Origin of the sequence: Undibacterium sp. KW1 (assembly GCF_009937955.1) — a bacterium.
In the GTDB taxonomy this organism is placed as follows: Bacteria; Pseudomonadota; Gammaproteobacteria; order Burkholderiales; family Burkholderiaceae_D; genus Undibacterium.
Map to the genome: position 1 here is coordinate 597,057 of NZ_AP018439.1, position 25,785 is coordinate 622,841.

General features: G+C 51.4%; 24 protein-coding genes. 15 read left to right on the plus strand and 9 right to left on the minus strand.

The features are described 5' to 3' along the window. Positions 1–131: 131 nt before the first annotated feature. The 13 genes from UNDKW_RS02760 to UNDKW_RS02815 all read left to right on the plus strand — a co-directional run bounded on the left by UNDKW_RS02760 (position 132) and on the right by UNDKW_RS02815 (position 12,659). The gene (locus UNDKW_RS02760) at positions 132–1,388 is read left to right on the plus strand and encodes a hypothetical protein (protein WP_370529073.1); all 1,257 of its coding nucleotides are present in this window, start codon (positions 132–134) and stop codon (positions 1,386–1,388) included. A gap of 112 nt (positions 1,389–1,500) precedes the next feature. Then, positions 1,501–1,995 (plus strand): hypothetical protein, encoded by a 495-nt coding sequence (locus UNDKW_RS02765; RefSeq protein ID WP_162057472.1) that lies wholly within the window; start codon positions 1,501–1,503, stop codon positions 1,993–1,995. 366 nt (positions 1,996–2,361) lie between these two features. Next, on the plus strand, positions 2,362–3,684 hold the full coding sequence (locus tag UNDKW_RS02770; protein WP_162057473.1) for an HlyD family secretion protein: 1,323 nt from the start codon (positions 2,362–2,364) through the stop codon (positions 3,682–3,684). A gap of 159 nt (positions 3,685–3,843) precedes the next feature. Next, positions 3,844–4,230, plus strand: a complete 387-nt coding sequence (locus UNDKW_RS02775; protein WP_162057474.1) for a hypothetical protein — start codon at positions 3,844–3,846, stop codon at positions 4,228–4,230. Positions 4,231–4,533: 303 nt separating this feature from the next. Beyond that, positions 4,534–5,637, plus strand: a complete 1,104-nt coding sequence (locus UNDKW_RS02780; protein WP_162057475.1) for a hypothetical protein — start codon at positions 4,534–4,536, stop codon at positions 5,635–5,637. 225 nt (positions 5,638–5,862) lie between these two features. Then, a complete protein-coding gene (locus tag UNDKW_RS02785) occupies positions 5,863–7,980 on the plus strand; it encodes a peptidase domain-containing ABC transporter (RefSeq protein ID WP_162057476.1) in 2,118 nt (705 codons plus the stop codon). 143 nt (positions 7,981–8,123) lie between these two features. Then, complete coding sequence (locus UNDKW_RS02790; protein ID WP_162057477.1) at positions 8,124–8,486, plus strand: hypothetical protein; 363 nt, start codon at positions 8,124–8,126, stop codon at positions 8,484–8,486. A gap of 221 nt (positions 8,487–8,707) precedes the next feature. Beyond that, the gene (locus tag UNDKW_RS02795) at positions 8,708–9,910 is read left to right on the plus strand and encodes a putative Na+/H+ antiporter (protein ID WP_232063216.1); all 1,203 of its coding nucleotides are present in this window, start codon (positions 8,708–8,710) and stop codon (positions 9,908–9,910) included. 120 nt (positions 9,911–10,030) lie between these two features. Beyond that, positions 10,031–10,594 carry a hypothetical protein gene (locus UNDKW_RS02800; RefSeq protein ID WP_197893084.1) on the plus strand — a complete coding sequence of 188 codons (564 nt, stop codon included), beginning with the start codon at positions 10,031–10,033 and terminating at the stop codon, positions 10,592–10,594. 51 nt (positions 10,595–10,645) lie between these two features. Beyond that, positions 10,646–11,206: an HD domain-containing protein gene (locus UNDKW_RS02805; RefSeq protein ID WP_162057479.1), complete on the plus strand. Its 561-nt coding sequence runs from the start codon at positions 10,646–10,648 to the stop codon at positions 11,204–11,206. An 11-nt stretch (positions 11,207–11,217) separates the two neighbouring features. Then, positions 11,218–11,340 carry a hypothetical protein gene (locus tag UNDKW_RS30800; protein ID WP_255431530.1) on the plus strand — a complete coding sequence of 41 codons (123 nt, stop codon included), beginning with the start codon at positions 11,218–11,220 and terminating at the stop codon, positions 11,338–11,340. A gap of 124 nt (positions 11,341–11,464) precedes the next feature. Next, positions 11,465–12,007, plus strand: a complete 543-nt coding sequence (locus UNDKW_RS02810; protein WP_162057480.1) for a cysteine hydrolase family protein — start codon at positions 11,465–11,467, stop codon at positions 12,005–12,007. Positions 12,008–12,191: 184 nt separating this feature from the next. Next, entirely contained in the window at positions 12,192–12,659 is a 468-nt protein-coding gene (locus UNDKW_RS02815; RefSeq protein ID WP_162057481.1) for a hypothetical protein, read from the plus strand. 74 nt (positions 12,660–12,733) lie between these two features. On the opposite strand, the gene creD is transcribed toward UNDKW_RS02815, so the two are convergent. From creD to cdd, 4 genes are all read right to left on the minus strand, one after another. Then, complete coding sequence (gene creD / locus UNDKW_RS02820; RefSeq protein WP_162057482.1) at positions 12,734–14,161, minus strand: cell envelope integrity protein CreD; 1,428 nt, start codon at positions 14,159–14,161, stop codon at positions 12,734–12,736. 242 nt (positions 14,162–14,403) lie between these two features. Further along, positions 14,404–15,843: a two-component system sensor histidine kinase CreC gene (gene creC / locus UNDKW_RS02825; RefSeq protein ID WP_162057483.1), complete on the minus strand. Its 1,440-nt coding sequence runs from the start codon at positions 15,841–15,843 to the stop codon at positions 14,404–14,406. Beyond that, the gene (creB, locus tag UNDKW_RS02830; protein ID WP_162057484.1) at positions 15,840–16,562 is read right to left on the minus strand and encodes a two-component system response regulator CreB; all 723 of its coding nucleotides are present in this window, start codon (positions 16,560–16,562) and stop codon (positions 15,840–15,842) included. Before creB ends, creC begins: the two co-directional genes overlap by 4 nt. A gap of 84 nt (positions 16,563–16,646) precedes the next feature. After that, a complete protein-coding gene (gene cdd, locus UNDKW_RS02835; RefSeq protein ID WP_162039640.1) occupies positions 16,647–17,048 on the minus strand; it encodes a cytidine deaminase in 402 nt (133 codons plus the stop codon). A 51-nt stretch (positions 17,049–17,099) separates the two neighbouring features. Here cdd and UNDKW_RS02840 point away from each other — a divergent pair, with 51 nt between their 5' ends. Both UNDKW_RS02840 and UNDKW_RS02845 read left to right on the plus strand, forming a co-directional pair. Further along, positions 17,100–18,467: a diguanylate cyclase gene (locus UNDKW_RS02840; RefSeq protein ID WP_232063217.1), complete on the plus strand. Its 1,368-nt coding sequence runs from the start codon at positions 17,100–17,102 to the stop codon at positions 18,465–18,467. Positions 18,468–18,710: 243 nt separating this feature from the next. Further along, on the plus strand, positions 18,711–19,358 hold the full coding sequence (locus tag UNDKW_RS02845) for a DUF5610 domain-containing protein (RefSeq protein ID WP_162057486.1): 648 nt from the start codon (positions 18,711–18,713) through the stop codon (positions 19,356–19,358). A gap of 485 nt (positions 19,359–19,843) precedes the next feature. Here the strand turns inward: UNDKW_RS02845 and UNDKW_RS02850 are convergent, their stop codons facing one another. The 5 genes from UNDKW_RS02850 to UNDKW_RS02870 all read right to left on the minus strand — a co-directional run bounded on the left by UNDKW_RS02850 (position 19,844) and on the right by UNDKW_RS02870 (position 25,747). Beyond that, on the minus strand, positions 19,844–20,686 hold the full coding sequence (locus UNDKW_RS02850; RefSeq protein WP_162057487.1) for an isopenicillin N synthase family oxygenase: 843 nt from the start codon (positions 20,684–20,686) through the stop codon (positions 19,844–19,846). A gap of 10 nt (positions 20,687–20,696) precedes the next feature. Then, positions 20,697–21,695: a nucleoside hydrolase gene (locus UNDKW_RS02855; protein ID WP_162057488.1), complete on the minus strand. Its 999-nt coding sequence runs from the start codon at positions 21,693–21,695 to the stop codon at positions 20,697–20,699. A 384-nt stretch (positions 21,696–22,079) separates the two neighbouring features. After that, positions 22,080–23,051 (minus strand): ABC transporter permease, encoded by a 972-nt coding sequence (locus UNDKW_RS02860; protein ID WP_162039645.1) that lies wholly within the window; start codon positions 23,049–23,051, stop codon positions 22,080–22,082. Beyond that, on the minus strand, positions 23,048–24,130 hold the full coding sequence (locus UNDKW_RS02865) for an ABC transporter permease (protein ID WP_162057489.1): 1,083 nt from the start codon (positions 24,128–24,130) through the stop codon (positions 23,048–23,050). The genes UNDKW_RS02860 and UNDKW_RS02865 overlap by 4 nt, the downstream gene beginning before the upstream one ends. 87 nt (positions 24,131–24,217) lie before the next feature. Beyond that, positions 24,218–25,747: an ABC transporter ATP-binding protein gene (locus UNDKW_RS02870; RefSeq protein WP_162057490.1), complete on the minus strand. Its 1,530-nt coding sequence runs from the start codon at positions 25,745–25,747 to the stop codon at positions 24,218–24,220. Positions 25,748–25,785 lie beyond the last annotated feature (38 nt).

Sequence of the window (25,785 nt, forward strand, 5' to 3'; positions counted from 1 at the left end):
GCCGTGCTCGCTGTCGTCACACAAGACCAGGCACAATTGCGCGCTGCCCCAAGGACGGCGCACAACAACAGGCCGTACTCTGGCAGGGCGACAGCCTGGAAATCCGTGGTGAAAAACTCGACTACCTGCAAGTGTATGACCACAGGCGCGAACGCGCTGGCTATATCAAGGCATCGCAAGTGCGCCTGGTCTCCATGCAGCCTGATGATGCACCCGATGCTTTCGCCGTTATCCGCTTCCTGCGCGACACACCGGGTGCAGAATCCCTGGGCATCAGCTATACCGCGGCTTATTTGAAAGCCGCACCAGCTAGTGCCATCGGTGCAGAAGCCTTTGATGCGCTTGGCAGCATGGCAGAGCGCCTGGCCAGGCGCGCATCGAGCAAACAGCCCAAGCAAAATGAAGCCACCATCGCCGCCCACCTGGAAGTGGTTGCCAACTACGGCATCAACATCAAAGGCTATGAACGCGAAGGCCGTATGCAACTCTGTTATGACGGTGAAGCCTTTCGCCGCGTGCTGGCCATGAATGCCACACCCGACCAAAAAGCCCGCGCTGCCCTGGCAGTAACCAGGCAGGATTGCATAGACCCCACCATGCGCCCGACCGAGCGCTATGCCCTGGACCAGTGGCGTGCCGACGTACTCGACAAGGTCAACACCACCAGCCTGCCCGAGTACCTGAAAAACCGCATGCGCATGCGCAAGGCCAGCGTCTGGTCCAGCATCGCCTTCCAGCGCGCCCGCAAAGGCGAAAAGGTGGATGACGCCGCCAATCGCGCATTGACAGAACTGGCCGCAGTCAATAAGGAAGAATTCGCCGATGAAGATGTATATACCTATGCCGACGCCGGTGTACGGGTAGGCACAACCCGCTGGGCGGCTGAACCCGCCATCATCACCAAGCCTGGCCTGAACATCGTCACCGCTCCAGGCCAGCCGGGTGAAACCTGCGTCATGCTGACGGATGCCAAGCATGACATCAAAACCCCGCTGGCTAAGCGCTGCACCTATAGCGTGGTATGGGCCGCATCTGCCCGCGCCAATGCACAAAACACTGCACTGACCCTGGCAGTACAACCCATGGAAAACTGGCGTGAACTCTGGTTATTCCACCAGACCAGCCAGGGCTGGATCATCGACATCCTGCCCCCTGCCAATAGTGACCCTGATCTTGGCTATGCAGAATTCGCAGGCTGGGTACCGGGCACCAACAAGATGCTGGTAGCACGCGAAGCCAAGGTCGAAGGCCGCTTTAAAAAGAGCTTTGAAGTCGTCAGCATGGACAGCCTGCAAGTTGAAAACGGTGCCGACAAGCCAGGTTCTTTGAGTGTGTTCTACAAGTGGCAAGACCCGGCATGGAAGAGGCAGACCATCAGTTTGAGGTGAGGTATTTGTAGTGAGCGCGGTGGCAGTAATCAGTCGTAGTAATCATTAATAGTAATGCAGGCTTTTATTCAAACGATACTTATACATTTCTATCATCACCAGGAGTTTTTCCATGAATTTCAAATTAGCGTCCGTCGTGCTGTTGTTCGCCAACAGCATCGCTTTTGCACAGGATGTGTCTCCCAAGATGCAATTGCCTGACTGGGCAAACAAGCAGCTTGATGGCTTGTCCAAACAAGAATCTATCGAGGTCAATAGCCGCATCAATCCCTTTGTCTGGCGTGGTGATTTCCTCGGTACTGGCAAGGGTGACCTGGCGGTTCTGGTCAAAGATAGCAAGAGTAATAAAGAAGGTATCGTCTTTTTGTCACATGGCAAAGCCAAGCCCGTCATCGTTGGTGCAGGCCATGCGACAGGCAACGGTGGTGATGACTTTTCCTGGCTGGAACTTTGGTATGTCGAAGATAAAGGCGCACAGCCGCATAGCTACCATGCCAAGTCCGTTAAATTACAGAGCGATGGCATCGTCGTTGCGAAAGAAGGCTCAGCCAGCGGCTTGATTTATTTGAAGTCGGGTAAAGCAGTCTGGCAGCAGCAAGGGGACTGATTTTTGCACATGCGCGTAAATGGGACAGGATTTAAAACGAATGCCTGGACATCAGAACGATGTCCAGGCGCTGGATGACAGCTTTTTGATGTCCTGGTCGCTTTACATGGGCAAGGAGCGATCAGCGTTGTTCAGGATAAGCGGTTTCAAGCGCCCGCACACGCGGCGCGCCATCCTAGCAGAAAAATATTAAATAGTCTTTAAGCATGCTTAAAATATATTTTTAACTTTGTTTGACATTTCCCGACGGTTTTCATTTATGCTGATTAATCAATGCACGGGAGCTAAGTGCTTTTTTGAAATATTGCCGTAAATAAACGAAGATGTCATTAAAATCGCAACAGTTTGTAGTAAATGGGGTGAGTGGTGAGTAAGTCCAGCCCCCTGTTTCGCCCTGAAGTCACAGCAGCATTAGGTAGTCAATGGATGGGTTCCATCCGCCTGGCACAGCCGCTTTCCGCTTCATTGATTGCGATTGTTGCCCTGGTCATTGCCGCGGTGTTGATTGCTTACATTACTTTTGGCAGCATCACCAAAAAAGCCCGCGTCACTGGTATTACTGTACCTGTCGGCGGCCAGCTCAGCGTGGCTGCACCCAATGCCGGTATTTTGCTGACTACCCACGTCAAGGAAGGTGAACAAGTCAAAGCCGGGCAAATCCTGTTCACCCTGAGTACAGAGCGCCAGAACAGCCAGGGCGAAATTACCGCCCTGGTCGCCCAGCAACTTGCCAGCCGTGCCGACAGCATGGCCGCAGAACAAAGACTGCGCCAAAGCCAGTACCAGGAAAAAAAGCAGGCTCTGCAACAAAGGCTGGCGAACCTGGCCCAGGAACAGACTCAGTTGGAACAAGAACTGTTGCTTGCCCAGCGCCGTCAGCAACTGGCGCAGCAAAGTGTCGCCAAGTATGAAACCCTGCAAGGTAATGGCTACGTCTCTGCTGCCCAGACCCAGCAAAAGCAGGAAGACTTGCTCGACATCAGCACCCGCCTGAGTACTTTGCAGCGTAGTAAAACCCAGCTGCAGGCTAACCAGATCGCCCTGCAATCAGAACTCGATACCTTATCGAATAGCCTGGCAACAGACCTGACACAAATAGAAAGAGCCAAAGCCAGCCTCAAGCAAGAAGCCGCAGAAAATGCCAACCGCCAGGCCGTGCAAATCACTGCAACACAGGCAGGTACGGTAAGTGCCTTGACCAACCCGCCAGGGCAAGCCATCAATGCAGGACAAGTGCTGGCCAGCCTGATACCGGTTAATGCCAAGGTGGCTGATACTAGCAAAGCAGATGCGCTGGAGGCACATCTGTATGTACCCAGCCGCACAGCAGGTTTTATCCAGCCAGGGCAAGAGGTGTTGATACGCTATGCAGCTTTTCCTTACCAAAAATTTGGACTGCACACCGCCACGGTTATTGATGTCAGCCGCACCCCATTTGCCCCGGCAGAATTGCCAGCGCATCTGGCAAGCACGATACTGAGTAATGCCCAGCAAGCCATCAATGGTTTCAACACCAACGAAGCGCTGTACCGAATCAAGGTCAGGTTGCACGAGCAAAGCATCAATGCCTACGGACAGGCACAAATGCTCAAACCAGGCATGACGCTGGAGGCTGATGTGATACAGGATAAACGCAGGATTTGGGAATGGGTGCTGGAGCCTGTGCTTGCAATGAACCAACGCGCCTAGAAGCAGAGACAAAGAATTTAGAATTCGATGCTGAGCCTGTCAGGAAAACCCAACAGACTCAGCCCGAAATACCGTTCAAGGTGGTCTAGACCTTGGACGGAGCAGTAAAGCCATGCCATGAGGCATGGTTCACTTAACCATGTATAGGAGTAACACAAAATGCGTTTGATTACAAATGAAGAATTGTTGGTTGTGGCTGGTGGTGACGGAGAAGTATTGGGAACGGTGGCAATAAATGCTCCAGGGAACTGTCCAGCGGGCTATGTTGGAATTACTTTGACAAGTCAGACAACAACAGTTTCTGGTCTTGGTATAACAGTTGCTGGCTCATTGACTGGCCCAGTGCCTGGCGTTACTGTAACAGGGCAAGCTCCTTCAGCCACTGTAGCAACAACAGTTACTCAAGCATGCTTCCCCGAAATTGTTAAGTCGAACACAAATTCTCAAGACAATGGCTTCGGCTCATATGATGGCTGGTTGAGTGGGAATAAAGCAGTCATGGAGCAGAATGGTTTGAGTCCAGAAGACCTTGAATCGGCCTTTTAACTAATATAAAAATATAAGAGTAGAAGAGTATGTTCTTCTGCTCTTAGCTTTATTTAAATAGGTATCTATTAGATATATATTAAATTGTCTATGGTAATTCGAATAATATCGGAAGAGTATCAAGACGAATAATCAAAGATTATGTGTTAAAAAATCTGTAGAAAGTGCAAAAAAATGTTTTTGCGACGAATAGTTTTAAGGATGGTAAATTTTTTTTTCGGCATGTGCCTTACTTTGCTGTATTTTCATACGGAATGCGTAAGTGCAGAAAAATTAGGATCTGATAAGTTTACTAAATCTAGTTTGAAAATTTTATTGGATGAGAATGTATATACCGAAATAGAAATTTTTTCCCCGCTCTCTAAACCCAGAGGGATTGTAGTTGTTGTGCCAGGTACTGGCGGCCTATCTGACATGTATTTCGGTGAAGAAATCGCAAAAAAAAATTACTCCCCTGACAGCAAGGGAGGGTTAACAGAAAAACTCATAGGCTCAGGATATACAGCCGTTTTTTATAACCAACGGGGTTATTCGACTCTAAGTAAATGTATTACAGGCGATAGTTTATATTTAAGATCTGCATCATTCGTGTCTCGTTGCGTAGATCCTGAAATTCGAAAAACAGTAACATTTTCAAAAATTACTGCAGATACCGAAAAAATTTTTAAGGCATTGAATCAGGTGGTTGAAACGCAGGGAGTCCCTCAACTTGTACTGGCATTTTCAGAGGGTATCTATCATGTAAATTCACTTATTGAAAACAAAGAAATTGATCCTGTTGGTGTTGTTGCCGTTGGCGGCCCACTTGAGTCTATTTCCTATGTCATGAAATTTCAGCTCGGCTTTGAATTTTATCTAAATCTAATTGAAAAGGCGTTTTTGCATTGCGATTCTGACGTTTTGAATGTTAATCAAATCATTAATTGTAGTGACTCATCAGCATATACTGGGATTCAGAACTCGTTAATTACAGCAATGGGAGGTCAAACTATTTCAAAAAAAGATTTACCTGCTCGACAGGAGTTTTTTAAAAAATTTGTACATGATGCATTCGATAAGTATTTAAAGATATCTGAAACAGAATACGTCAATGGCAGTTTTCTTCAATTCGTCCTTCCAAAGAACTGGTCTGCCGCATACTATACCGAAGCATTTTCTTCGAAAAAAAGTTCAGTTGAAAGATTGAGAAAATTTCCTCATAAGGTGATTTATATGTTCGGATCTTTAGATCATCTGGTCCCAATACATTCGGATGGAATTTGTGTGTTAGACGGTCTTGTTGCCAGCAGAACCTGCCAAATCGAGGTTGTAGCAGGTGTAGGACATGGCTTGGAGGATAAAAGTATGTTACCAACGAATGAAGCACTGAATAAAATAATAGCGGCATTAAATTCAGTCAATAAGTAACACGAATGAGAGCATTCAAGTTATCCCCATGAATTTTCTGTTTTAAAAGCCAGTGTTCATCAACCAAAACTTCTCAGAATAGTCACAAATTTATTTGAAAGTACTATTTTGAACATCCAAGGACGAGGAGCGAGCATTACGTTTCCACTTAAAGTATGGGTGTGAGAATTTTGAGTTTATGACTTCAAAAAATATTTTCAGTTCACTATTTTAAGCTTTTTAGTCATGACCCCCGTCCTCCAAACCGAATCCAGCGAATGCGGCCTGGCCTGTCTCGCTATGGTCGCCAGCCATTTTGGCTATCACACTGACCTTGCAGATCTGCGCCGTCAGTTCTCCATCAGCCTCAAAGGTGCAACGCTGGCGCAACTGATGCGTCATGCGTCTTCCATGCAATTGAACAGCCGTCCGCTGCGTCTTGAGTTGGATGAGCTCGATCAACTGGCCTTGCCCTGCATACTGCACTGGAACTTGAATCACTTCGTCGTGCTCAAAGCCGTGCGCAAGGACTGGCGTGGCAAGGTCACTTTGATTCTGCTCGACCCGGCAGTCGGAGAAAGACGTGTTGCGCTGGAGGAAGCGTCCAGTCACTTTACCGGTGTAGCACTGGAGCTGGCACCCAGTCCCTCATTCAAACCCAAGGAAGAAAAAAAACAAGTTGCCCTGCGTGATTTGACTGGCCATATCGTCGGCCTGCGTTCTGCGATCGTCAAGGTATTGGCGCTGGCTTTGGCGCTGGAGATATTTGCCATCTGCGCACCGCTGTTCAATCAGTTCGTCATTGATGAAGTCATCGTCAGTGGTGATAAAGAATTATTGGTCGTGCTGGTGTTTGGTTTTGCGCTGTTGATGATCACCCAGAATGCCATCGGTCTCGCGCGTAGCTGGTTTCTGATGCGCTGGAGCATGGATATCAGTCTGCAATGGTCGGCGCGTGTATTTGCCCATCTGGTGCGTTTGCCGGTTTCTTATTTTGAAAAGCGTCATCTTGGTGATGTGGTGTCACGCTTTGGTTCCATAGGGTCTATACAGAGCACTCTGACTTCCATGTTCGTCGAGAGCGCACTCGATGGCCTGATGGCCGTGCTGGCCCTGGTCATGATGCTGGTGTATAGCATCAAGCTCAGTATGCTGGTATTGGGTGCTGTGGCTCTGTATGCGGGTTTGCGCTGGGCCTTCTATCAACCTTTCCGTGAAGCATCACAAGAGAGGCTGATCCTGTCGTCCAAAGAGAGTTCCCACTTCCTGGAAACCATGCGTGCCGTCACGCCCCTGAAACTGTTTGGCCGTGAGACAGAAAGACTGTCGCGCTGGCAAAATCTGAAGATCGATGTACAAAACCGTGATATCAAGACGCAAAAGCTGTCGATTATCTTCAAGGTCAGCAATACCCTGATCTTTGGCATACAGGGACTGGCACTGTTTTATATCGGTGCTGGCCAGGTCATGCAAAATACCTTGACTGTCGGTATGCTGATGGCTTTCTCCAGCTATGCCGGAACTTTTACTGGCCGTATCTCCAGCCTCATTGATGTGTTCATCAGTTACCGCATGCTGAGCCTGCATAGCGAAAGGCTGGCAGACATCGTGCTGGAAGAGGCCGAGGCAGAAACTGCCATCGAAACCGATATCTCGCGCATCAAGGCTGTTATTACCCTCAAGAACATCAAGTTCCGTTATGCCGAGGGTGAACCCTGGGTGTTGAGTGATGTGAACCTGACCATACCTGCTGGGCAAAGCATCGCCCTGGTTGGCCCCAGTGGTTGTGGCAAGACGACATTGTGCAAGATCATTCTGGGTTTGTTGAAGCCAACTGAAGGTGAAGTGCTGATCGATGATATCCCCATCACCCAGCTAGGCATCAAAACTTACCGCCAACTGGTGGGCACTGTCATGCAGGAAGATGTCTTGTTGGCCGGTTCCATCATGGACAATATCGCTTTCTTCGACAGCCATTGTGATCAACAGAGAGTAGAAGAATGTGCGAAGCTCGCAGCCATTCATGAAGAGATCAGCAAGATGCCCATGGGTTATCAAACCCTGGTAGGTGATATGGGCAGCAGCTTGTCTGGCGGGCAAAAGCAGCGTGTGTTGCTGGCGCGTGCCTTGTACAAACAACCCAAGGTATTGGCACTCGATGAAGCGACGAGCCATCTGGATGTGAACAATGAACACAAGGTCAACCAGGCGCTAGGTAATTTGCAACTGACACGCATCATGGTGGCGCACAGGCCAGAGACCATCAATGCGGCTGAGCGGGTGGTTTCCATTCAGGACGGGGCTGTGGTGGAGGTCAGGGCGGCTGTTGTGAAAGAAGATGGGGCGGGTTTGAAGCTGGCCTGATCAGTCAATTTTTATAGACATCTGGCGGACACAATTGGTGTTCCAAATATGCTTCTTGTCTGTGATAACAAATTTGGCTGATTGAATACTATAAGGAACAAGCAAATGACGACAGAAAAAAGAGCATTTTTGAAACCAGCAAAATGGCTGTGTATGTTGCGCTATTGGCCAATGTCTCAGTGCTTCTATTTTTTATGATGCATGGTATCCGCGATGGTGCACCAATGTGGAGTTTCTGGGTGCCGCTCGCGGCTTTTATCATGCTTGAAGCCTATACCGTCTTTGAAGAATACAAAAAATCAAATGCAATGACGATGAAGATTAACCTAAGGGCACAGTGGACAGGCGTCGTATTCTTTTTCCTTGCCCAGTTCTTGATCATGACCAGGAACTGGGCTGAATATAAATTGAGTATGGCAGATGCATTTATCTTGTGTGCCCTGGTTGGCTGTATCAAGGATAGTATTTTGCAGGCGATGGCAATGCAAAGATTTTCCGGCTTATGATGGCTTGGCTGACTGCCGTACTCTTCGGTATTTGTGAGTCGCAAAATATGACGATCTTGAACCTCGTCTAATACAAAATGGCAAGGCTTTTATCGGTCTCTGCCACTCCGGTTTAGCTCGTAAGGACGCTCACGCTCGTGTAAGATATGGTTCTGTATTGACGCGGGAACGAGCATGATGAACCTGATAGAAACCCTGGGGCAGTGATTTTTGGCCTGGCCTTGTTACATACTTTCAGCGCCAAGTTTTTTGAAGTGCTGGCGCACCGCAGCGTCAGGCATGCTGGCCTGTTTCACCTGCTGGGTGAAGTCGAAGTTGTGTTTGGCTTCTGGGCTTTTGTGCTCATCGTCGTCATGGCGCTGGTGTCTGGTGGGGATGCTGCCGTGGCCTATGCCGAGTCGCGTCAATATACCGAACCCCTGTTTGTCTTTGTTGTCATGGTGGTCGCTGCGTCGCGCCCTGTGCTGGAGATCGTTGGCCGTGTGCTCAAGGTGCTGGCGCGTTTCACACCTGTGCCTGATGCGCTCGCGATGGTGTGGTTTGGCCTGGCAGTCGTACCTTTGCTGGGCTCATTGATTACCGAGCCAGCGGCGATGACCCTGGCTGCCCTGATGCTGGCGCCAAGAATCTTTAGACAGGGCATGCCAGAGTGGCTCAAGTATGCTGCGCTGGGTGTGCTGTTCGTCAATGTCTCCGTAGGTGGTACGCTGACTTCTTTCGCTGCGCCGCCGGTGTTGATGGTGGCCTCTGCCTGGCAATGGGATAGCGCTTTCATGCTGGCCACTTTTGGCTGGAAGGCTGCTGTTGCCGTGTTGTTCAATGCCAGCGTGATTACACTGCTTTTGCGCAAGCATATACCAGCGCAGAGTTCAGCAGACAGTACGCAAGTGCAGGCAGTGCCACTGATCGTTAGCCTGGTACATCTGGCTTTTCTGGCGGGCGTTGTCCTGTTTGCTCATCACCCTGTATTCTTTCTCGGCCTGTTCCTGTTCTTCATGGGCTATACCCAGGCGTATGAACGCCATCAAAGCCCTTTGATCTTGAAAGAGGGTTTGCTGGTTGGTTTCTTTCTCGCTGGCCTGGTAGTGCTGGGTGGCATGCAGCAATGGTGGTTGCAACCCATCGTCTCCAGCCTGCAACCGCATACCCTGTTTTTTGCAGCGCTCGGTCTGACGGCGATTACCGATAATGCGGCACTGACTTATTTGGGTTCATTGATCGTAGGCCTCAGTGAACAGGCAAAATACCTGCTGGTCGCCGGTGCAGTTGCTGGTGGCGGGCTGACAGTTATCGCCAACGCCCCCAATCCTGCAGGCGCGGCTTTATTGCGGCGTGGCTTCAATGATGAATCGATAGGCGCTGTTGGTTTACTGCTGGGTGCCCTGCCGCCAACGCTGGTGGCGGCATTGATGTTCTTGCTTTGATGTGGAATGTTAAGCGGAATGTGAAACGGAATGTGATGCGCATCAGGGTCTGCTGCTGTTGCTGCTGTTGGCACATTTCAAAAAAACAGATTTGAACTATACTGTATCAAGCGCTACTGCATGGACTTGCTTGCCTTGCCCTTGTCAGGGCGCGCTCCTTTCCTGCTCAATTGGGACGAATTTGCCAACGGCTATTTCAGCAAGATAAAAAAAACCGGTGTCGTCAAAAGCATGAAGGATTTTTACTGGGACATACGCCCCAAGCCAGAGTACGGCACCATAGAACTGCGCGTCTGCGATACCCCGCTGAATGTGGTGAGAGCCGCCGCCCTGGCCGCCTATCTGCTGGAAAGACGCGAAGCCGCGCCAGGAGAAGACGACTATCTTGTCTATAACTATAACCGCTTCCAGGCCTGCCGCTTTGGCTTTGACGGCGTCACCGTACATTCCAAGACCTATCAAAACAGCATCTTGCGCGAAGACATACTCGCTACTCTCAACAGGCTCAAACCTCACGCAGAAACTCTCGATGCACAAGCAGCACTGACACACCTGGGTGAAGTGGCCCGCACCGGCAACGACGCTCAATACCTGCGCCAGCAATACCACGAAAGCGGCAGCCCCGAAGGCATGGTACATTCCGCGATACACATGTTCCGCGACCGCAGGCGCCGTACCAGGTGAGTAGCTATGTGAGAGATATCTGTGGTCAGTGATCAATATGAAGGGAAAAAAATGAATAACTGGACGCCGGACATTTACGAAAAAGCCTGGTCGTTTTCTTCGCGCCAGCATAGCGGGCAAACCTATGGTGGCAAGGTCGAAGGTGAGCGTATTGAATACATCAACCACATCGCCAGTGTCGCGATGGAAGTGATCTGGGCTTTGCAGAGCAATACCACTGCCGATGGTGCGCTTGCCGTGCAATGTGCCTTGCTGCATGACACCATAGAAGACACCAGCGCCAGCTATGAATTATTGCAGCAGGAATTTGGTCTGGCCGTGGCCGATGGTGTGCAGGCTCTTTCCAAAAACACGGCTCTGCCGACCAAGGCAGAGCAAATGCGCGACAGCCTGGACCGCATACGCCAGCAACCGGCAGAGATATGGATGGTCAAGATGGCTGACCGTATCACCAATCTGTATCACCCGCCGCATTACTGGAATAATGAAAAGATACTCGCGTATCGCGATGAGGCCCAGCTCATTCATGATGAATTGCTGACTGCAGATTTTGGCCTGGCACAGCGCCTGCAGGTAAAGATCAATGCCTATCCGCAGTTCCTGAAGAAATGATTTTGCTGTACTTGACTATTGCTTTCGCAGAAACTACACTCGTTCGCATGACATTTCAATTGACCACCACAACAGTCTCTACCATCACCACGACTACCACAGGTAGTAGCGGGGTAGGCTGGCGTCTGGTCTGATCAAGTCATCACAGGTAGTGAAGAGCTACCTGAAACAGCAAACCCCGCCAGCGATGAGCGGGGTTTTTTCTTGCCTGTACGCGGGCAATTTATCCACGCAGAAATGCGCAAAGGAGTCTGAAAGATGGTGCAACAATCATATGTAAATCCGGCCGTGCTGGTCATAGATATGCAGGTAGGCCTGTTCCATGGTGGGCGCATTATCCATGCAGCAGAGCAGGTGCTGGACAATGTCAAGCGCGTGCTGGTCAAGGCACATGCCGCCAGTGTGCCGGTATTTGCCGTGCGCCACACTGGTCCGCAGGGTTCACCGATAGAAGCTGGCAGTGCCAACTGGCAATTCATGCCTGAGTTGGGTATCGACATGGACAGGGATACCGTATTTGAAAAGACCAGGCCCAGTTGCTTTGCAGGGACGGATTTATTGCAGCAATTGCGCGCAAAAGGCATACAGGAACTGATCATTTGCGGGCTTAAAACCCAGTACTGCATAGACAGCAATTGCCGCGCTGCCAGCGAGCTGGGTTTCAAGGTGATGCTCGCGGAAGATGCACATAGTTGCAATGACACCGAATTGCTGCCTGCCAGCACCATCATCGCCCACCATAACGCGACCCTGAATGGTCTGTTTGTCAGCCTGATCAAGACTGAGGATTTGCGTTTTTAATCCTGCCAGGCAAGAAGGCCGCCAGCCGCATGCATTCTAGGACGGCGGCCAGCGGCTGGTGATCAGTGCTGATTGAAATTGCAAAAACTTCAATTCAGACTAGAATGCTTGTGAGCTGACTGCTTATACCTGGTCTGGTGAATACGGTTGAACCGCATTTCAAATCCTGAACACGGAGGCAAGAATGAAATTACTGCGATTTTATATCGAAGTGGGCGGAGAGGAATTTGATGCCGACGGCTTTGCCCTAGCCGCAGATAACAAGGGGCTTGATGGTGCAGTCTCGCGCATCAGTAACAATAGCAAAACACTCAAGCGCTGGGGCGAAGATGCGCAGGTGACGATTCATTTGGCAGGGCCAGCGCCGCCAGACAGCAATGGCGGGGTCAGGCAATGGTGTACCGGCCTGCTGGAATGTGCCAGCGAATCAGAAACAAACTTGCCTGCGTGGCTGGCAGAAGAAGCGCAACTGCTGGATTTTTTGGAGCAGGTCAAATACAAATTACCTGCTGTTGCCGACTATTGTGATGGTGAGTACTTCATCTTGCTCAGGCTTGTTTATGCCACTTCAGGCGCAGGCCTGCATTATTCAGAAACCCTGGTGCGCAGCCTGGCCGAGATCAATGGCGGGCTGACGATAGATCACGCATAAAAAAACAGAACCTTGCCCGCAAATTTGAAGCTGACAAGGTTCTGGTTCTTATACTTACCGGGCTAATTTATTGATCAGGCATGATCAAACGCTCTGTCTGTAGCAGGCTTGCCGAGATTGTACCAATCGACCTTGCGGGTCGCCAGCATGATGCCGGACAAGACAGCAAACAGCAGCAGGCTACCCATCATCATGGCATTGTTTTCTGAACTCAGCAGACCAAACAGGATGCCGTACAAGACCGTCAATGCCACGCCAAAACCCAGGCCGCGCTTCCAGTTATGCAGCACATTGGCCAAGTAAGTACCAATGAGCAAAATACAGGCGGCACTGGCTGTCAGGTAGGCCAGCACAAAGCTGATCTTCTCTGACAGGCTGACCAGCAGCAAGAAGAAAATCACCAGCGCCAAACCCACCAGGGTGTATTGCACAGGGTGGATAGGCAGTTGCTTCAAGACCTCAAACAAAAAGAAAGCGGCAAAGGTCAGGGCGACAAACATCAAACCATATTTGACGGCGCGGTCAGCCTGCGTATAGATGTTGACGGGTTCGATGTAAGAGACACTGAAGATGTCAATAGGAGAAGCAGATGAAGTGGGGCTGCCATCTTCATTCAGGTTTGTACCACTCGCTACTTTGACTGCGTTCCCGACATTTTCGAGTCGCGTCATTTGTTGCTGCGCATTGCTAGACAAGGATGAGATATTCCAGTTGGCACTGACACTCTTGTCTGTATTAATCCTGCCTTTTGGTGATGGCAAGAAGCGACCACCATACTGCACATGTGGCCAGTTCGAAGTCAGTGTCACCTGGTTATTTTTTGCCAGTGGTGCAAAGCTCAGTTTTTCTATGCCATCCACATCCAGGTCTATCTTGAATTTGACTTGTTTTGCGCTAGCCAGGTTGACACCATCCAACCCTGCATGGATGCCGCGCTGAAAAGAACTAAGCTTGCTGCCTTGCTTGAACTCTATGCTTTGCTCATCCCACATTAATTTAGGGAAATTTCTCAGACCACGGGTGTCACTGAGTCCCATGGCAATATAGGGCTTTTCTGTCAGGGTGATGATGGCCTTCGGATTATCCTTCTGCACCATGTTCGACAATTCAGGCAGCATGAAGTCACCCGTAATTTTATGGTGCCCGGTATATACCAGCACTTTATGGATGCCGCGATAGCGCTGGTCAGTATCGATATTGCCTATGACCTGCATTTCATTCGGGTAGATGTAATGTTTTTTATTGGCAGATAACTGGCGGCGCGTGGTTCTATTGAGTGTTGCATCAAAACTCTCATCTTCCCAGGTTTCGGTATAAGGCACGACCAGCACGGGGCCGACGATGACCTGCTCGCTGACAGAATCCGCCGTGATACTGCGCACCGCCTCTTCGCGGTAATGCATACGCTCCCAGATCGTGGCTTGTATCATGCCCAGCGGCACATACAGCAAAATGGCCAGCAGGCCGACGATGGCGATTTTGAATAACAGACTTCTTTGCATGACAGGCTCCGGTAATGGCGAAGCTTGTAATGTAAAAAAGGAATGTGCGGGGATGATGTGGTTTGTGTGAAGTGGTAAGGTTTTGCTTTTAAGTTTTTCCTCTTTGAAAAGGAGAGGTAAAGCCGATTCGTAGGTTGGGCTAGGCCTTACCAGCCCAACACTGGGCCTGAACAAACGTACACATTATTTAAACGCAGAGTGTTGGGCTGGTGAAGCGTAGCCCAACCTACGTTATACGGTATTTACACTCCCAAGCGCAAGATAGCCACTACTCCACCATCAACCTGATTGCTCACGCTGATACTCCCACCATGCAACAACGCCACTTCCCGCACAAATGGCAAACCCAGGCCCGTGCTTTTGGCTGCATGTGGGCGGGGCAGGGAATAGAAGCGGTCAAAGATTTTATCGAGGGCGTAGTCAGGTATGCCTGGTCCCTGGTCGCTGATGCTGATTTGCAGGGATGGCGTTCCGTCTGTATTGTTGACCAGGCTGGATTGCATTTTGATCGTGCTGCCCGCTGGAGCAAAGGCAATCGCATTGTCGAGCAAGTTACCCAGTGCCTGGCGCATTAGCAATTCATCGCCGCTGATGCTGGTGATGGCGGCGTCCATGTCTTGCTGCAATTGCATGGACTTGGCTAATAATCCGGGTTGTGCATCTTCAGTCACCAGTGCCAGCAGGCGCGGGATGTTGACGGCTTGCACGTGGTCCAGGCTCTGTTGTTTTTCCAGTTTAATCAGCGCCAGCAATTTGTCGATGAGCTGCCGCTGGCGGGAATTTTGTTCGAGGATGTTGTTGAGGAAATGCTGTCTGTCAGCGACGGGCATGTCTTCGCGCATGAGTTCGGCAGAGCCTTGTATCGAAGCGATGGGGCTCTTCAACTCATGTGCCATGGTGTGCATGAGTTGTTCTACATATTGCTTGCCTTCGAGCTTGTCGCGCATGGCTTCAAGGGCGCGGCCCAGGCTGCCGATTTCATTATTACCCAGTTCCGGCAGGCTGGTTTTTTCGCCATTTTCTACGCTGCTGGCATAGGTTTGCAGCTTGCGCAAAGTACGGTTCAGCCACCATGAAAACCCGAGACCTATCAACAGAGAGCCCAGCCACAGCCAGGCGCTGCGTTGCAGTATCTTGCGCTGGCTGCGCCAGATAAACGGGTTGATGGTGGAGATGGGTTTGGCCACCGTCAGCGAGCCTATGATGCGGCCATGGTCGAGGACGGGTGCTGCCACATGCATGACGCTGCTGCCTTCATCTTCCGACTTGCTACGGGTGCTGCGGGCACCGTATTTGCCCTGTAGGGTGCGGTTGACATCATTCCAGCGTGAGTAATCCTGACCCACGTCTTTGCCATCGCTGTCAAAAATGACGATGCCTTTGATGTCGGTGATATAGATGCGGTAATCGAGACTGGTCTTGCGTATACCGCTGATGTTGGCGTCGATGCTGCGTTGCGCATAGTTTTGCAGGCGCTTCATCAAATCACTATCGGCGACCTTGCCTGCTGCCACATCTTCGGCCACCAGGGTGGCCAGCATTTGGGCGGTGTCGATGAGGGTGTCTTCCAGCGTGGCGCGCACGCCGGGTTTGATTTCTTCGACTACTACATTCAGTATCAGCCAGGCACTCAGGCCCAGTATCAGGAAATAACCCAGCAGTATGCGCAGGCCTATTTTCATGCAGGTGACCAGCTATAACCCATACCGCGGTGGGTGATTATGCCTTCATCATTTGCTTCGCCATCATCTGCCGTGCCTGTATTGTTAAGCCGGGTTTGGCGCAGTTTGGCTCGCAGGCATTTGACGTGGGCATCGACGGTGCGGTCCAGCGTGTCGGGCGCGTTGGTCCAGACGATGTCCATGAGTTGCGCGCGTGAAAACAGATGGCCGGGGCTTTCCATCATCGTTTTGAGCAACAGGTATTCATAACGCGTCAGACTCAATGTCTGGCCATAAGCGGTGATGCGGGCTTCTTGCGGTTTCAATTCAAAACGTGCTGGCGCTATATCTGCTGCGGTTTGCACCTTGCCTTGCTGACGCCGCAAAATGGCGCGTATGCGGGCTACCACTTCGCGTGGTGAAAAGGGTTTGCTGACATAATCATCCGCACCGATTTCCAGGCCGACGATGCGGTCTATTTCATCATTGCGTGCGGTCAAGAACAGCACGGGCGTATCCGAGAACTGGCGCAACTGGCGGCAGACATCAAAGCCGCTGATGTCGGGCAAGCCAATGTCAAGCACGATCAGTGCGGGTGGCGTGGTCGTTGTGCGCAAGAGTTCCAGCGCTTGCTGGCCCAGGCTCAGGTGTTGTGGGATAAAGCCGTCAGTCTTGAGGGCGTAGGCCAGGGTGTCGGCGATGCTGACTTCATCTTCGATGATCAGTATGGATTTGCTCATGCAGGAGATGACAGAGGTGTTGAAGACAGGGATGTTGAAAATCCCGCACAGCGATGTTGGCATGCCATGCGGGATGGTGAAAACTTATTCCGGTTTCAGGTAAAACGCATCCGGCAACTGATCACCCGCTGTGGTGGTCTTGACATCACCTTTGAGATTCGTCAACAGCACTGGCAATTCCGGGCCACCCAGTTCGATGATGACCTGGCGGCAGGCACCGCAAGGCGCGATAGGGCCCTCGGTATCACCTGTTACAGCAATGGCAGCAAAGTCGCCAGGGCGATAGCCGGCAGCAATGGCAGAAAACAGGGCAGTGCGTTCTGCACAGTTGCACAAACCATAAGAGGCATTTTCTACATTACAGCCGTGGAAAGTCTTGCCATCCTTGGTCAAAACGGCAGCGCCGACCTTGAATTTGGAATAAGGCGCATAAGCGGATTCACGGGCTGTATTGGCAGCTTGCAATAGTTCACTTTTGTTAAACATGTTCGTCTTTCGTTGGTATAGGCGACATTGTATTATCAAAACATGTCAAATATGGTGAATCAGCTTAAATCCTCCGCTTCCGGCCATATCGGGCAGGGTGGGCAAACTCAGTCTGGCTTCAGGCAAAAATTGCAGGAAATAGCATGGTTGATCTTCGCCGCTGGCCTCTACTATCTGGCGGCGCGCACCGGCATGCAATTGTTTTCCTTGAAACCCAGCAATATCACCCTGCTGTGGCTGGCGTCTGGCATAGGCATGGTGATGGCCATGCGTCATGGCTTGCTGGCTTTTCCCTTCATTCTGGCAGCCAGTTTTTTTGCAAATTATCCCGGCATGGTCGAGGCGCACAAGAATTCGCCTGCACTATATACACTGATCTCTGCCATGGCTGATGGCCTGGCGAGCATTGTTGCCATGCTCATGATGCGTTTGTCCTTGCCGCAAGGTTTGCGTCAATCTACTGATTTGTTGCATTTTGGCATCAAAGTCTGTCTGATACCGACCATGCTCAGCAGTCTCATCCTGAGCCTGAATTTGTCTGTGGGCGGTTACATCCATTGGGACGAAGCGGGTAATTTCTTTCGCATGCTGGTGCTGGCTGATAGCCTGGGTATCTTGCTGATTTATCCCCTCTACCAGGCCTGGCGTGACGACCATCAATTGCACAGTAATGAAGTGCAGCGGCTGGTATTAACCGGCCTCGGCATAGGGGTGCTGCTATACCTGGCATTTCGCGGGCACCCGGGGTTTATCTATTTCGTTTTGCCCGTGCTTTTGCTGCTGGCTTTTTATGTCAGCCTCAAGCTCATGACGCTGGCGCTGACTGCCAGCATGGTTGCCATTATCGCTATTACCGGGCAACAGTTAGGCCCTTTCCAAAGCAGCAATCTGGTCGAGGCGAATTTCATGCTGGTGTGCTTTGTGTGCACGACCACCTTTACGATACTGGCGGTCGCCCTGCATAATCGTCAATTGCTGACAATAGAGGCCGCCAGGCAGGAATGGCAAAAAGCCGCGGAAGTGGATGAACTGACCAAGCTGATCAATCGCGCCACCTTTTTACCCATGCTGGCAGAAGAACATCAACGCGCCAAGCGCATAAAACGGTCTTATGCCCTGGCCTTGCTGGATATTGATCACTTTAAAAAGGTCAATGACTTATACGGGCACCAGGCAGGTGATGAAGTAATCGCTCATTTTGCCAGTCTGATGCAAGCCAATACTCGTGGCATAGACAAGGCTGCCCGCCTTGGTGGGGATGAGTTTGCCGTGCTTTTTCCTGAGTCTGATGCCATGGATGCCGCTGCCGCCATGGAAAGATTGCGCCTGCGCCTGGAAAAAAGCCCGGTCACCGTGGCAGGTATTGATATTTATGTCACCGCCAGCATAGGCATTACAGAATATCAGGGGGAGATGTGACTCCGGACATGGTGCGCACACGTGCTGATCAGCTACTTTATGCAGCAAAACATGCAGGCAGAAACCGCATCATGTTTGATGCCGTTACCGACGAGGCGGCATGATATTTCAATGCATAATTATTATGTAAAAAATTTAATGGCGGTAATAATCATCTGATTTTGCCATTGCATTTTTGCCTTCCATGCTCCATAACGATAGTACAGGACTAAACATCCACCACTATTATCAGGGAGCAATACGATGAGTATAGGCATATCCAGACAAGATCTTTACGTGCGCACTTATCAGACTGCGCAAACCAAAGCGCCCAAGACGGACGAGCCAACGGCAGACACGAATGCCACCACATCTGACAGCACCAGCGTTAATCTGGACGTCAGCAAGAATGATACCGTGGTGTATTCCGACCCGCGCCTGAATAAAACAGCCGCACCTGACCTGCAGGCTCTGCTGGAAGAATCCAATCGCAAGGCGCAGGACATCATCAATCTGATCAAACCACTGGTAGAGCAGCAGGGGCTGGAATTGTCCAAGGTGGTCAGTGGCCAGCAAAAAATCTCGGCCAGCCCGGAAGCCATCAAGGCAGCGCAGGCAGCCGTGGCTGATGGTGGCGAGTTCAGCGTACAAAAAACTGCTGAACGCATACTCAGCTTTGCCAAGGCAGCCATTGGCGATGATCCGGCCAAGCTCGATAAAATCACTAAAGCGGTCGAGCAGGGTTTTAAAGAAGCATCAGACATACTGGGTGGTACTTTGCCGGACATCAGCAAGCAAACCCTGGAAGCCATACGGACAGAATTTGCACGCTGGAAATCGGATGGCATACCCTCAGGCGATACCGTGAGTCTGGCAAAACCAGCGACAACATCGACTCAGAAAGCTGCTTGAGCTGAATCCTGGTATATCTGGTAGGGTGCGCCGTGCGCACCATCTTCGCTTACTGATGTGTTTTACAAGCGGTGCGCACGGCGCACCCTACAAAATACTGCGGCCCTGAGCATGTTAATGCTGTGCCGCCTCTGATTACATATACAAAAAATTAAACGCAAACTCTGAAATCCGTCATGCCGGACTTGATCCGGCATACAGCGGCGTTGTCTGCAAACGTATCTGGCTCTTCAAAGGCAGTCTGTAAAATCACAGATCTTCTGCGTGCACGGGTGACGCAAGCGATAAGGCGAACGGCGCTGTATGCCGGATCGAGTCTGGCATGACGACTGGGAGACTAATTGCTGACGACGGATATTGCCGTGCATTGAGCGCACGTCAAAAAATATCAAGCGACTTGGCTTAATATACAAAAAGCCCGCAACAGTTTCCTGTTACGGGCTTTTCACTTGCAGCTGGCCTTGTAAAACCAAACTGCAAAAACCTTACTTCTTCACACCCAGTTCACGCAAACGCTCTTGCAGATAACTGCCAGAGGTATGACGCTCGGACAGCACCACATCTGCACGTGGATGCAAGAACAGTGGCAGCGAGATGCGGGATTTTTTCGCTTCTTCACCGGTAGGGTTCAGTACGCGGTGGATAGTCGATGGATAGTAGCCTGCAGAAGCTTCATCCAGCATGTCGCCGATGTTGACGATCAGCATGCCAAAGTCGCAGGGCACGTCATGCCATGCGTTGTCCTTGCCTTGTACCTGCAAGCCAGCCTGGGTCGCTGCAGGCAGCAAGGTCAGCAGGTTGATGTCGCCATGGGCAGCGGCGCGTACTGCGTCCGGCTCTTCATCACCACGCAGCGGTGGGTAATGCAGAACGCGCAGCAGGGTCAGGTCGCTGTCGGTGATCATGTCTGACAGGGGCATGGAATACTTGGCCTTGACCTCAGCAGGTGAATGATCTTCTACCCATTGCAACAACTCCGCTGCCAGCTTGGCACCATCGTCATAATATTTGCGTGCAGCATCCGACACTTCAGACGGATAACGGCCTGTAGGATAGATATGATAAAACTCTTTCAGGTCACGCTTGGTCTGACCCTTGGCAGTCTCGGAAATGCTGGGCGAAAAATAGCCATCCATTTTCTCGCGGTCAAAGTCATACTTGTTCTTCGCATCGGTCTGGAAGAAGTCATACCATTCCTTGTAGATGGTTTCCAGCGTGCTTTGCGACAGCGGATGATTGGTCAAGACACCAAAGCCGGTACGATGCAGGCTTTCAGTGAATTTTTTCGCAGCATCGGGTGCGCGATAATCAACTGGTTCTATGAACATGATGGCCTCCTTATTTCGACAATGGAGCTTGCAACCAGTCAGAAGACAGTGTTGCATCGATCAATTGTTTACATGCCTCTGCATCGACCTTCATACAAACGCGTGTTTCTGGTTTGCTGGCTTCCCAACCTGCCTGCGGATAAGGGATAGGCAGTTTTGCCATCATGGTCTGGCCATTGCCTATGCCTTCTTTGGCGACGCGTACGCGGCCAGAGTTGGTTTCGAAAATCTGTGGTGCCACCAGCCAGACAAATGCCAGTACATCATGGCCATAGCAGGCATGACCCAGGTCTGGGCGTATGCTTTGGTAGAAGTTGGCGTAGAAGTTGACTGCGTGTGACAGGGTATCCATCGCCACGTGCTTGTGTTTTTCTGCCAGAGCGGCAAAGAAAGTCGAAGGCAAGACCACGCGGTGAGTCACGTCCAGACCAACCATGGTCAAATCCCAGCCTGCCGTAAAGACCAGGTCAGCTGCATCAGGATCATTCCAGACATTGGCTTCTGCCACTGGTGAGACATTGCCTGGTTCATCAACGGTACCTGCCATCAGCACGACCTGCTTCAGCAGTTTTGGCAGTTGTGGTTCCATCTTCAGGGCCAGACCCAGGTTACCCAGTGGGCCAACCGCAACCAGGGTGATTTCACCTGGATGCTGGCGTGCCATCTTGACGATGAATTCTGCGGCGCTTTCTACTTCTGCCTTGCCACCGACTTCAATACGGCTGTTCAGGTTACCCAAACCGTCAGCACCGTGGATGAAGTCAGGCGGCGTACCGGCAGCCTTGGCAAAAGGTACGGGCACACCCTGGGCGACAGGGATATTGCGGCCAGCAATGCGCGTCAGGTACAAGGCATTGATGGTCGCCTGTTCAACATAGACATTACCGAAGGTCGTTGTAATGCCGACCATCTCGATATCAGGATGCGCCAGCGCGAAATACAAGGCCATTGCATCATCGACGCCTGGATCCGTATCAAAGATGACTTTATGTTTTGCTGTTGTTGACATGTGTATGCTCTCCAAAATTACACCGGCTGGCCATTGGGCAGAACCCAGTCGCGATGTGAATTGTTGCAGTTGACCCGGTTCAAGGAGGTCGAAATTGTGTTTTAAAACCTTAGACCGAAAAGCTAACCACAGAGGCACTGAGGGGGCACAGAGAAAGGCGAGTGAGTAGCCGAAGTGTTAGTGTTGTTGTAGGTTGGGCTACGCTTCATCAGCCCAACACTCGGCGTTTCAATAACGTATGCGTTTATCGCAGGTTGAGTGTTGGGCTGGTAAACCGTAGCCCAACCTACGAATAAGGCAACACTTCGGCTCTTCACTCGCTTTTCTCTGTGCCCCTCTGTGCCCCCTCTGTGTCTCTGTGTTGAAAGGTCTTAATTCAATAAATCAACGTGACTTCACAAACGGCTGACCAATCGCTTTCGGGGCGACGGACTTTGCCATCAAGCCTGCCAACACGATCACGGTCACGACGTAAGGTATCATTTGTATCAGAGAGCCCGGTACCTTGCCTATGCCAGGGAAGACTACGCCTTCGATCTGGACTTGCAGGGCGGCGAAGAAACCGAACATCAGGCAGCCCAGGGCTGTGTGCAGCGGACGCCAGTTACCGAATACCAGTGCAGTCAAAGCCAGGTAACCATTACCGGCAGACATGTCACGCAGGAAGAAGCCGCTTTGTACGATGGACAGATAAGCACCAGAGAAAGAGCACAGCACACCGGCACACAGCATAGCCATGAAACGGGTGCGTTCTACATTAATGCCAGCGGCATCTGCTGCATGCGGGTTTTCACCAACGGCACGCAGGCGCAGGCCAAAGCGGGTGTGGTACAAGACCCAGTGTACGACAGGGATCAGGGCAAAGGCCAGATACACCAGGGCGCTATGTCCACCAATGAGCTTGGTATAAAACCAGCCCAGGAATGGAATGCCAGCGACAGCGGCTGAACCTGGCAAGACAATATCAAACAGGCGTGCTTCACCCAGGTCAGGCGTGCGGCCACCTTGCTGGAAGAAATACTGGGCGATCACAAAGGTCAAACCACTGAGGGCGATATTGAGAGCAATACCGGCAACGAGCTGGTTACCCTTTTGCGTGATACTGACAAAGCCTTGCAGCAGGGCGATGGCGACAGAAATACCGACACCCGCCATGATGCCCAGCCAGGGGTTCTTGGTTACAAAAGCCACGGCGGCAGAGACAAAGGCTGCGGCCAGCATCTTGCCTTCCAGTGCCAGATCAACCACACCGCTGCGTTCTGCAAACAGGCCAGCCATGGCAGCAAACATCAATACCGGCGCATTGCGTATGGTCGATACCAGGATGCTGGAAAATTGAAAATCATCAAACATCATTTTTCCTTACGCTTGAGCAGGGCAGACAGGGCAGGGGCATACAGGTTTTCCATGGCACCGCAGAACAGGATGATCAAACCCTGGATAAAGATAAAGGTCTCTGGCGGGATATTGGCTTTTTCCAGCGACAGATCAAAACCACCCTGTATCAGCGCACCAAACAGGATGGATGACAGCAGGATGCCGACAGGGTGCTGACGCCCCATCAGGGCAATTGCGATACCGATAAAACCGGCACCGGCAGGGAAGTTCAGATTCAGGTAGTGGGTAGATCCCATGACAGAATTGACAGCCGCCAGGCCAGCCAGCGCACCGGAGATCATCATCGTCACGATAATCGTTTTGCTGATGGAGATACCGGCGTAATGCGCCGCATGCTGGTTCAGGCCGGTCGCGCGCAACTGGTAACCCCAGGTGGTGCGCCAGACGACAATGCCATAAATCACCAGCGCCACCAGTGCCAGTACAAAGCTGATGTTCAAAGGTGTTTCACCCAGCACAGGCAAGATGCCATTCAGCTTGGGCAACCACGACGCATCGGCAAACACGCGGCTGGCAGTATTTTGCTGGCCTGCCGGGATGAGGAAGCTGACAATCACATAATTCATCAAGCTGGCAGCGATGAAGTTGAACATGATGGTGGTCACTACCACGTGGCTGCCACGCCTGGCTTGCAGATAACCCGGCAGATACGCCCACGCCGCACCAAAGACAGCAGCACCCAGCATCGCCAGTGGAATCAGCAGCCAGCCCGGCAGGGACGAATCCAGCCACAGCAAGACCAGGGTCAGACCCAGGCCGCCCACATACATTTGGCCTTCGCTACCTATATTGAATAAACCGGCCTGCATGGCCACCGACACCGACAAGCCAGTGAAGATAAAGGTCGCTGCATAAAACAGGGTGTAACCCAGACCTTCAGGGTTCAGCACTGCTGCGTTGATCAAAATGCCCAGGGATTCAACCGGGCTTTCACCGAGCAGATAAATCACACCCGCCGCGACCAGTAAGGCGGAGAACAGGTTTAACAGCGGCAGGGCAAATGCGGTGGCCCAGCGTGGGAGGTCGGCTTGATTCATCTTGGTTTGGTCGCTTGTCTGTGCTTATCTGTATTTGCTTTGTTTCTTATTGTGCCTGCTAAGGCTCAAACTAATTTGTCGCCTGCATCAATGCGTATGTATGCCACCCATGAGGCAGCCTATCTCGGTCGCATCAAATTCTTCGGCTTTTAATTCACCAGTGATGGCACCACCAGAGATGACCAGGATACGGTCAGCCAGGGCACGCACTTCTTCCAGTTCTACCGATACCAGCAAAATAGCAATGTCAGCATCACGCATTGCCAGCAGGCGGGTATGCAGGCTTTCTATCGTGCCTATATCCACGCCACGGGTAGGCTGGCCGACCAGCATCAGTTTGGGATTGGAGGCAATCTCGCGCGCCATCACCACCTTTTGCTGGTTACCGCCAGACAGCAGAGCGATACGCAAATGCGGGTCAGCCGGGCGCACATCAAACTTGGCCAGCAAGTCTGTGCAATTTTTCAAAATGCTCTTGTAGTCCAGCAAACCAAAGGTCTTGCCCAGTTTTTTCTGGTAACCCAGGAAGCTGTTCATCATGACCGAGAAATTTTTGACAACGGCATCACGCAAACGGTCTTCCGGCACGTGGGCAATGCCAAGGTCGCGGAAAGTCGCTGGCAAGCCATCGGCATCCTTGCGGCCAGCAAAGGGCAAGTCCTTGCCCTGCATTTGCAGCTTGCCACTGGTGGGCAGGCGCATGCCGCTTAAAATTTCCAGCAATTCACTCTGGCCATTGCCAGAGACACCGGCAATCGCGACGATCTCACCGGCGCGGATATTGAAACTGACATTCTTCAACAGGCTGACTTTTTGCGAGTTCACCAGGTTCAGGTCCTTGACCTCCAGCACTGTCTCGCCCGGCGCATAGGCAGCACGTGGCAAGTGGGTGACGATAGGGCGGCCCACCATCATCTCGGCCATTTGCGCCGTCGTGGTGTCTTTGGTCGCGACTGAGCCGATGACAGCTCCACCGCGCATGACGGTGACCTGGTCGGTAATCTCTTGTATCTCTTGCAGCTTATGGGTGATCAGGATGATGGTCTTGCCCTGTTCCTTGAACAGGCGCAACACTTCAAACAGCGAAGCTGTCTCTTGCACTGTCAGCACGGCAGTCGGTTCATCAAGGATCAGGATATTGGCGCTGCGGTAAATCTGCTTGAGGATTTCCACCCTTTGCTGCACGCCGACAGACAAATCCTGTATCGTCGCCAGCGGATCCACATCGAGGGAATAGCGCTGGCAAATTTCGCGCAATTTTGCTTCAACTTCATGGCGCTTGGGTTTCAGGCGAAAGCCGCCTTCGGTACCCAGCATGACATTGTCAAGCACCGTCATGTTCTCGACGAGCATGAAATGCTGATGCACCATGCCTATGCCCAGGTTGATCGCTTCCTGGCTGTTGCGTATGTGCTGTTCTGCGCCATTGATGAGCAGCTTGCCGCTGTCGGCGCGGTAATAACCATACAGTATGCTCATCAGCGTGGACTTGCCTGCGCCGTTTTCACCTATCACACCGTGGATGGAACCCGGCGCAATGGAAAAGCTCACATCACGGTTGGCCTGTACTGCACCAAAACGTTTGGAGATCTGCTGAAATTCGACTGCTGGCTGCATACTTGAGCGTTTCTTTAAATGGCGGTGTGCAAGGTCTT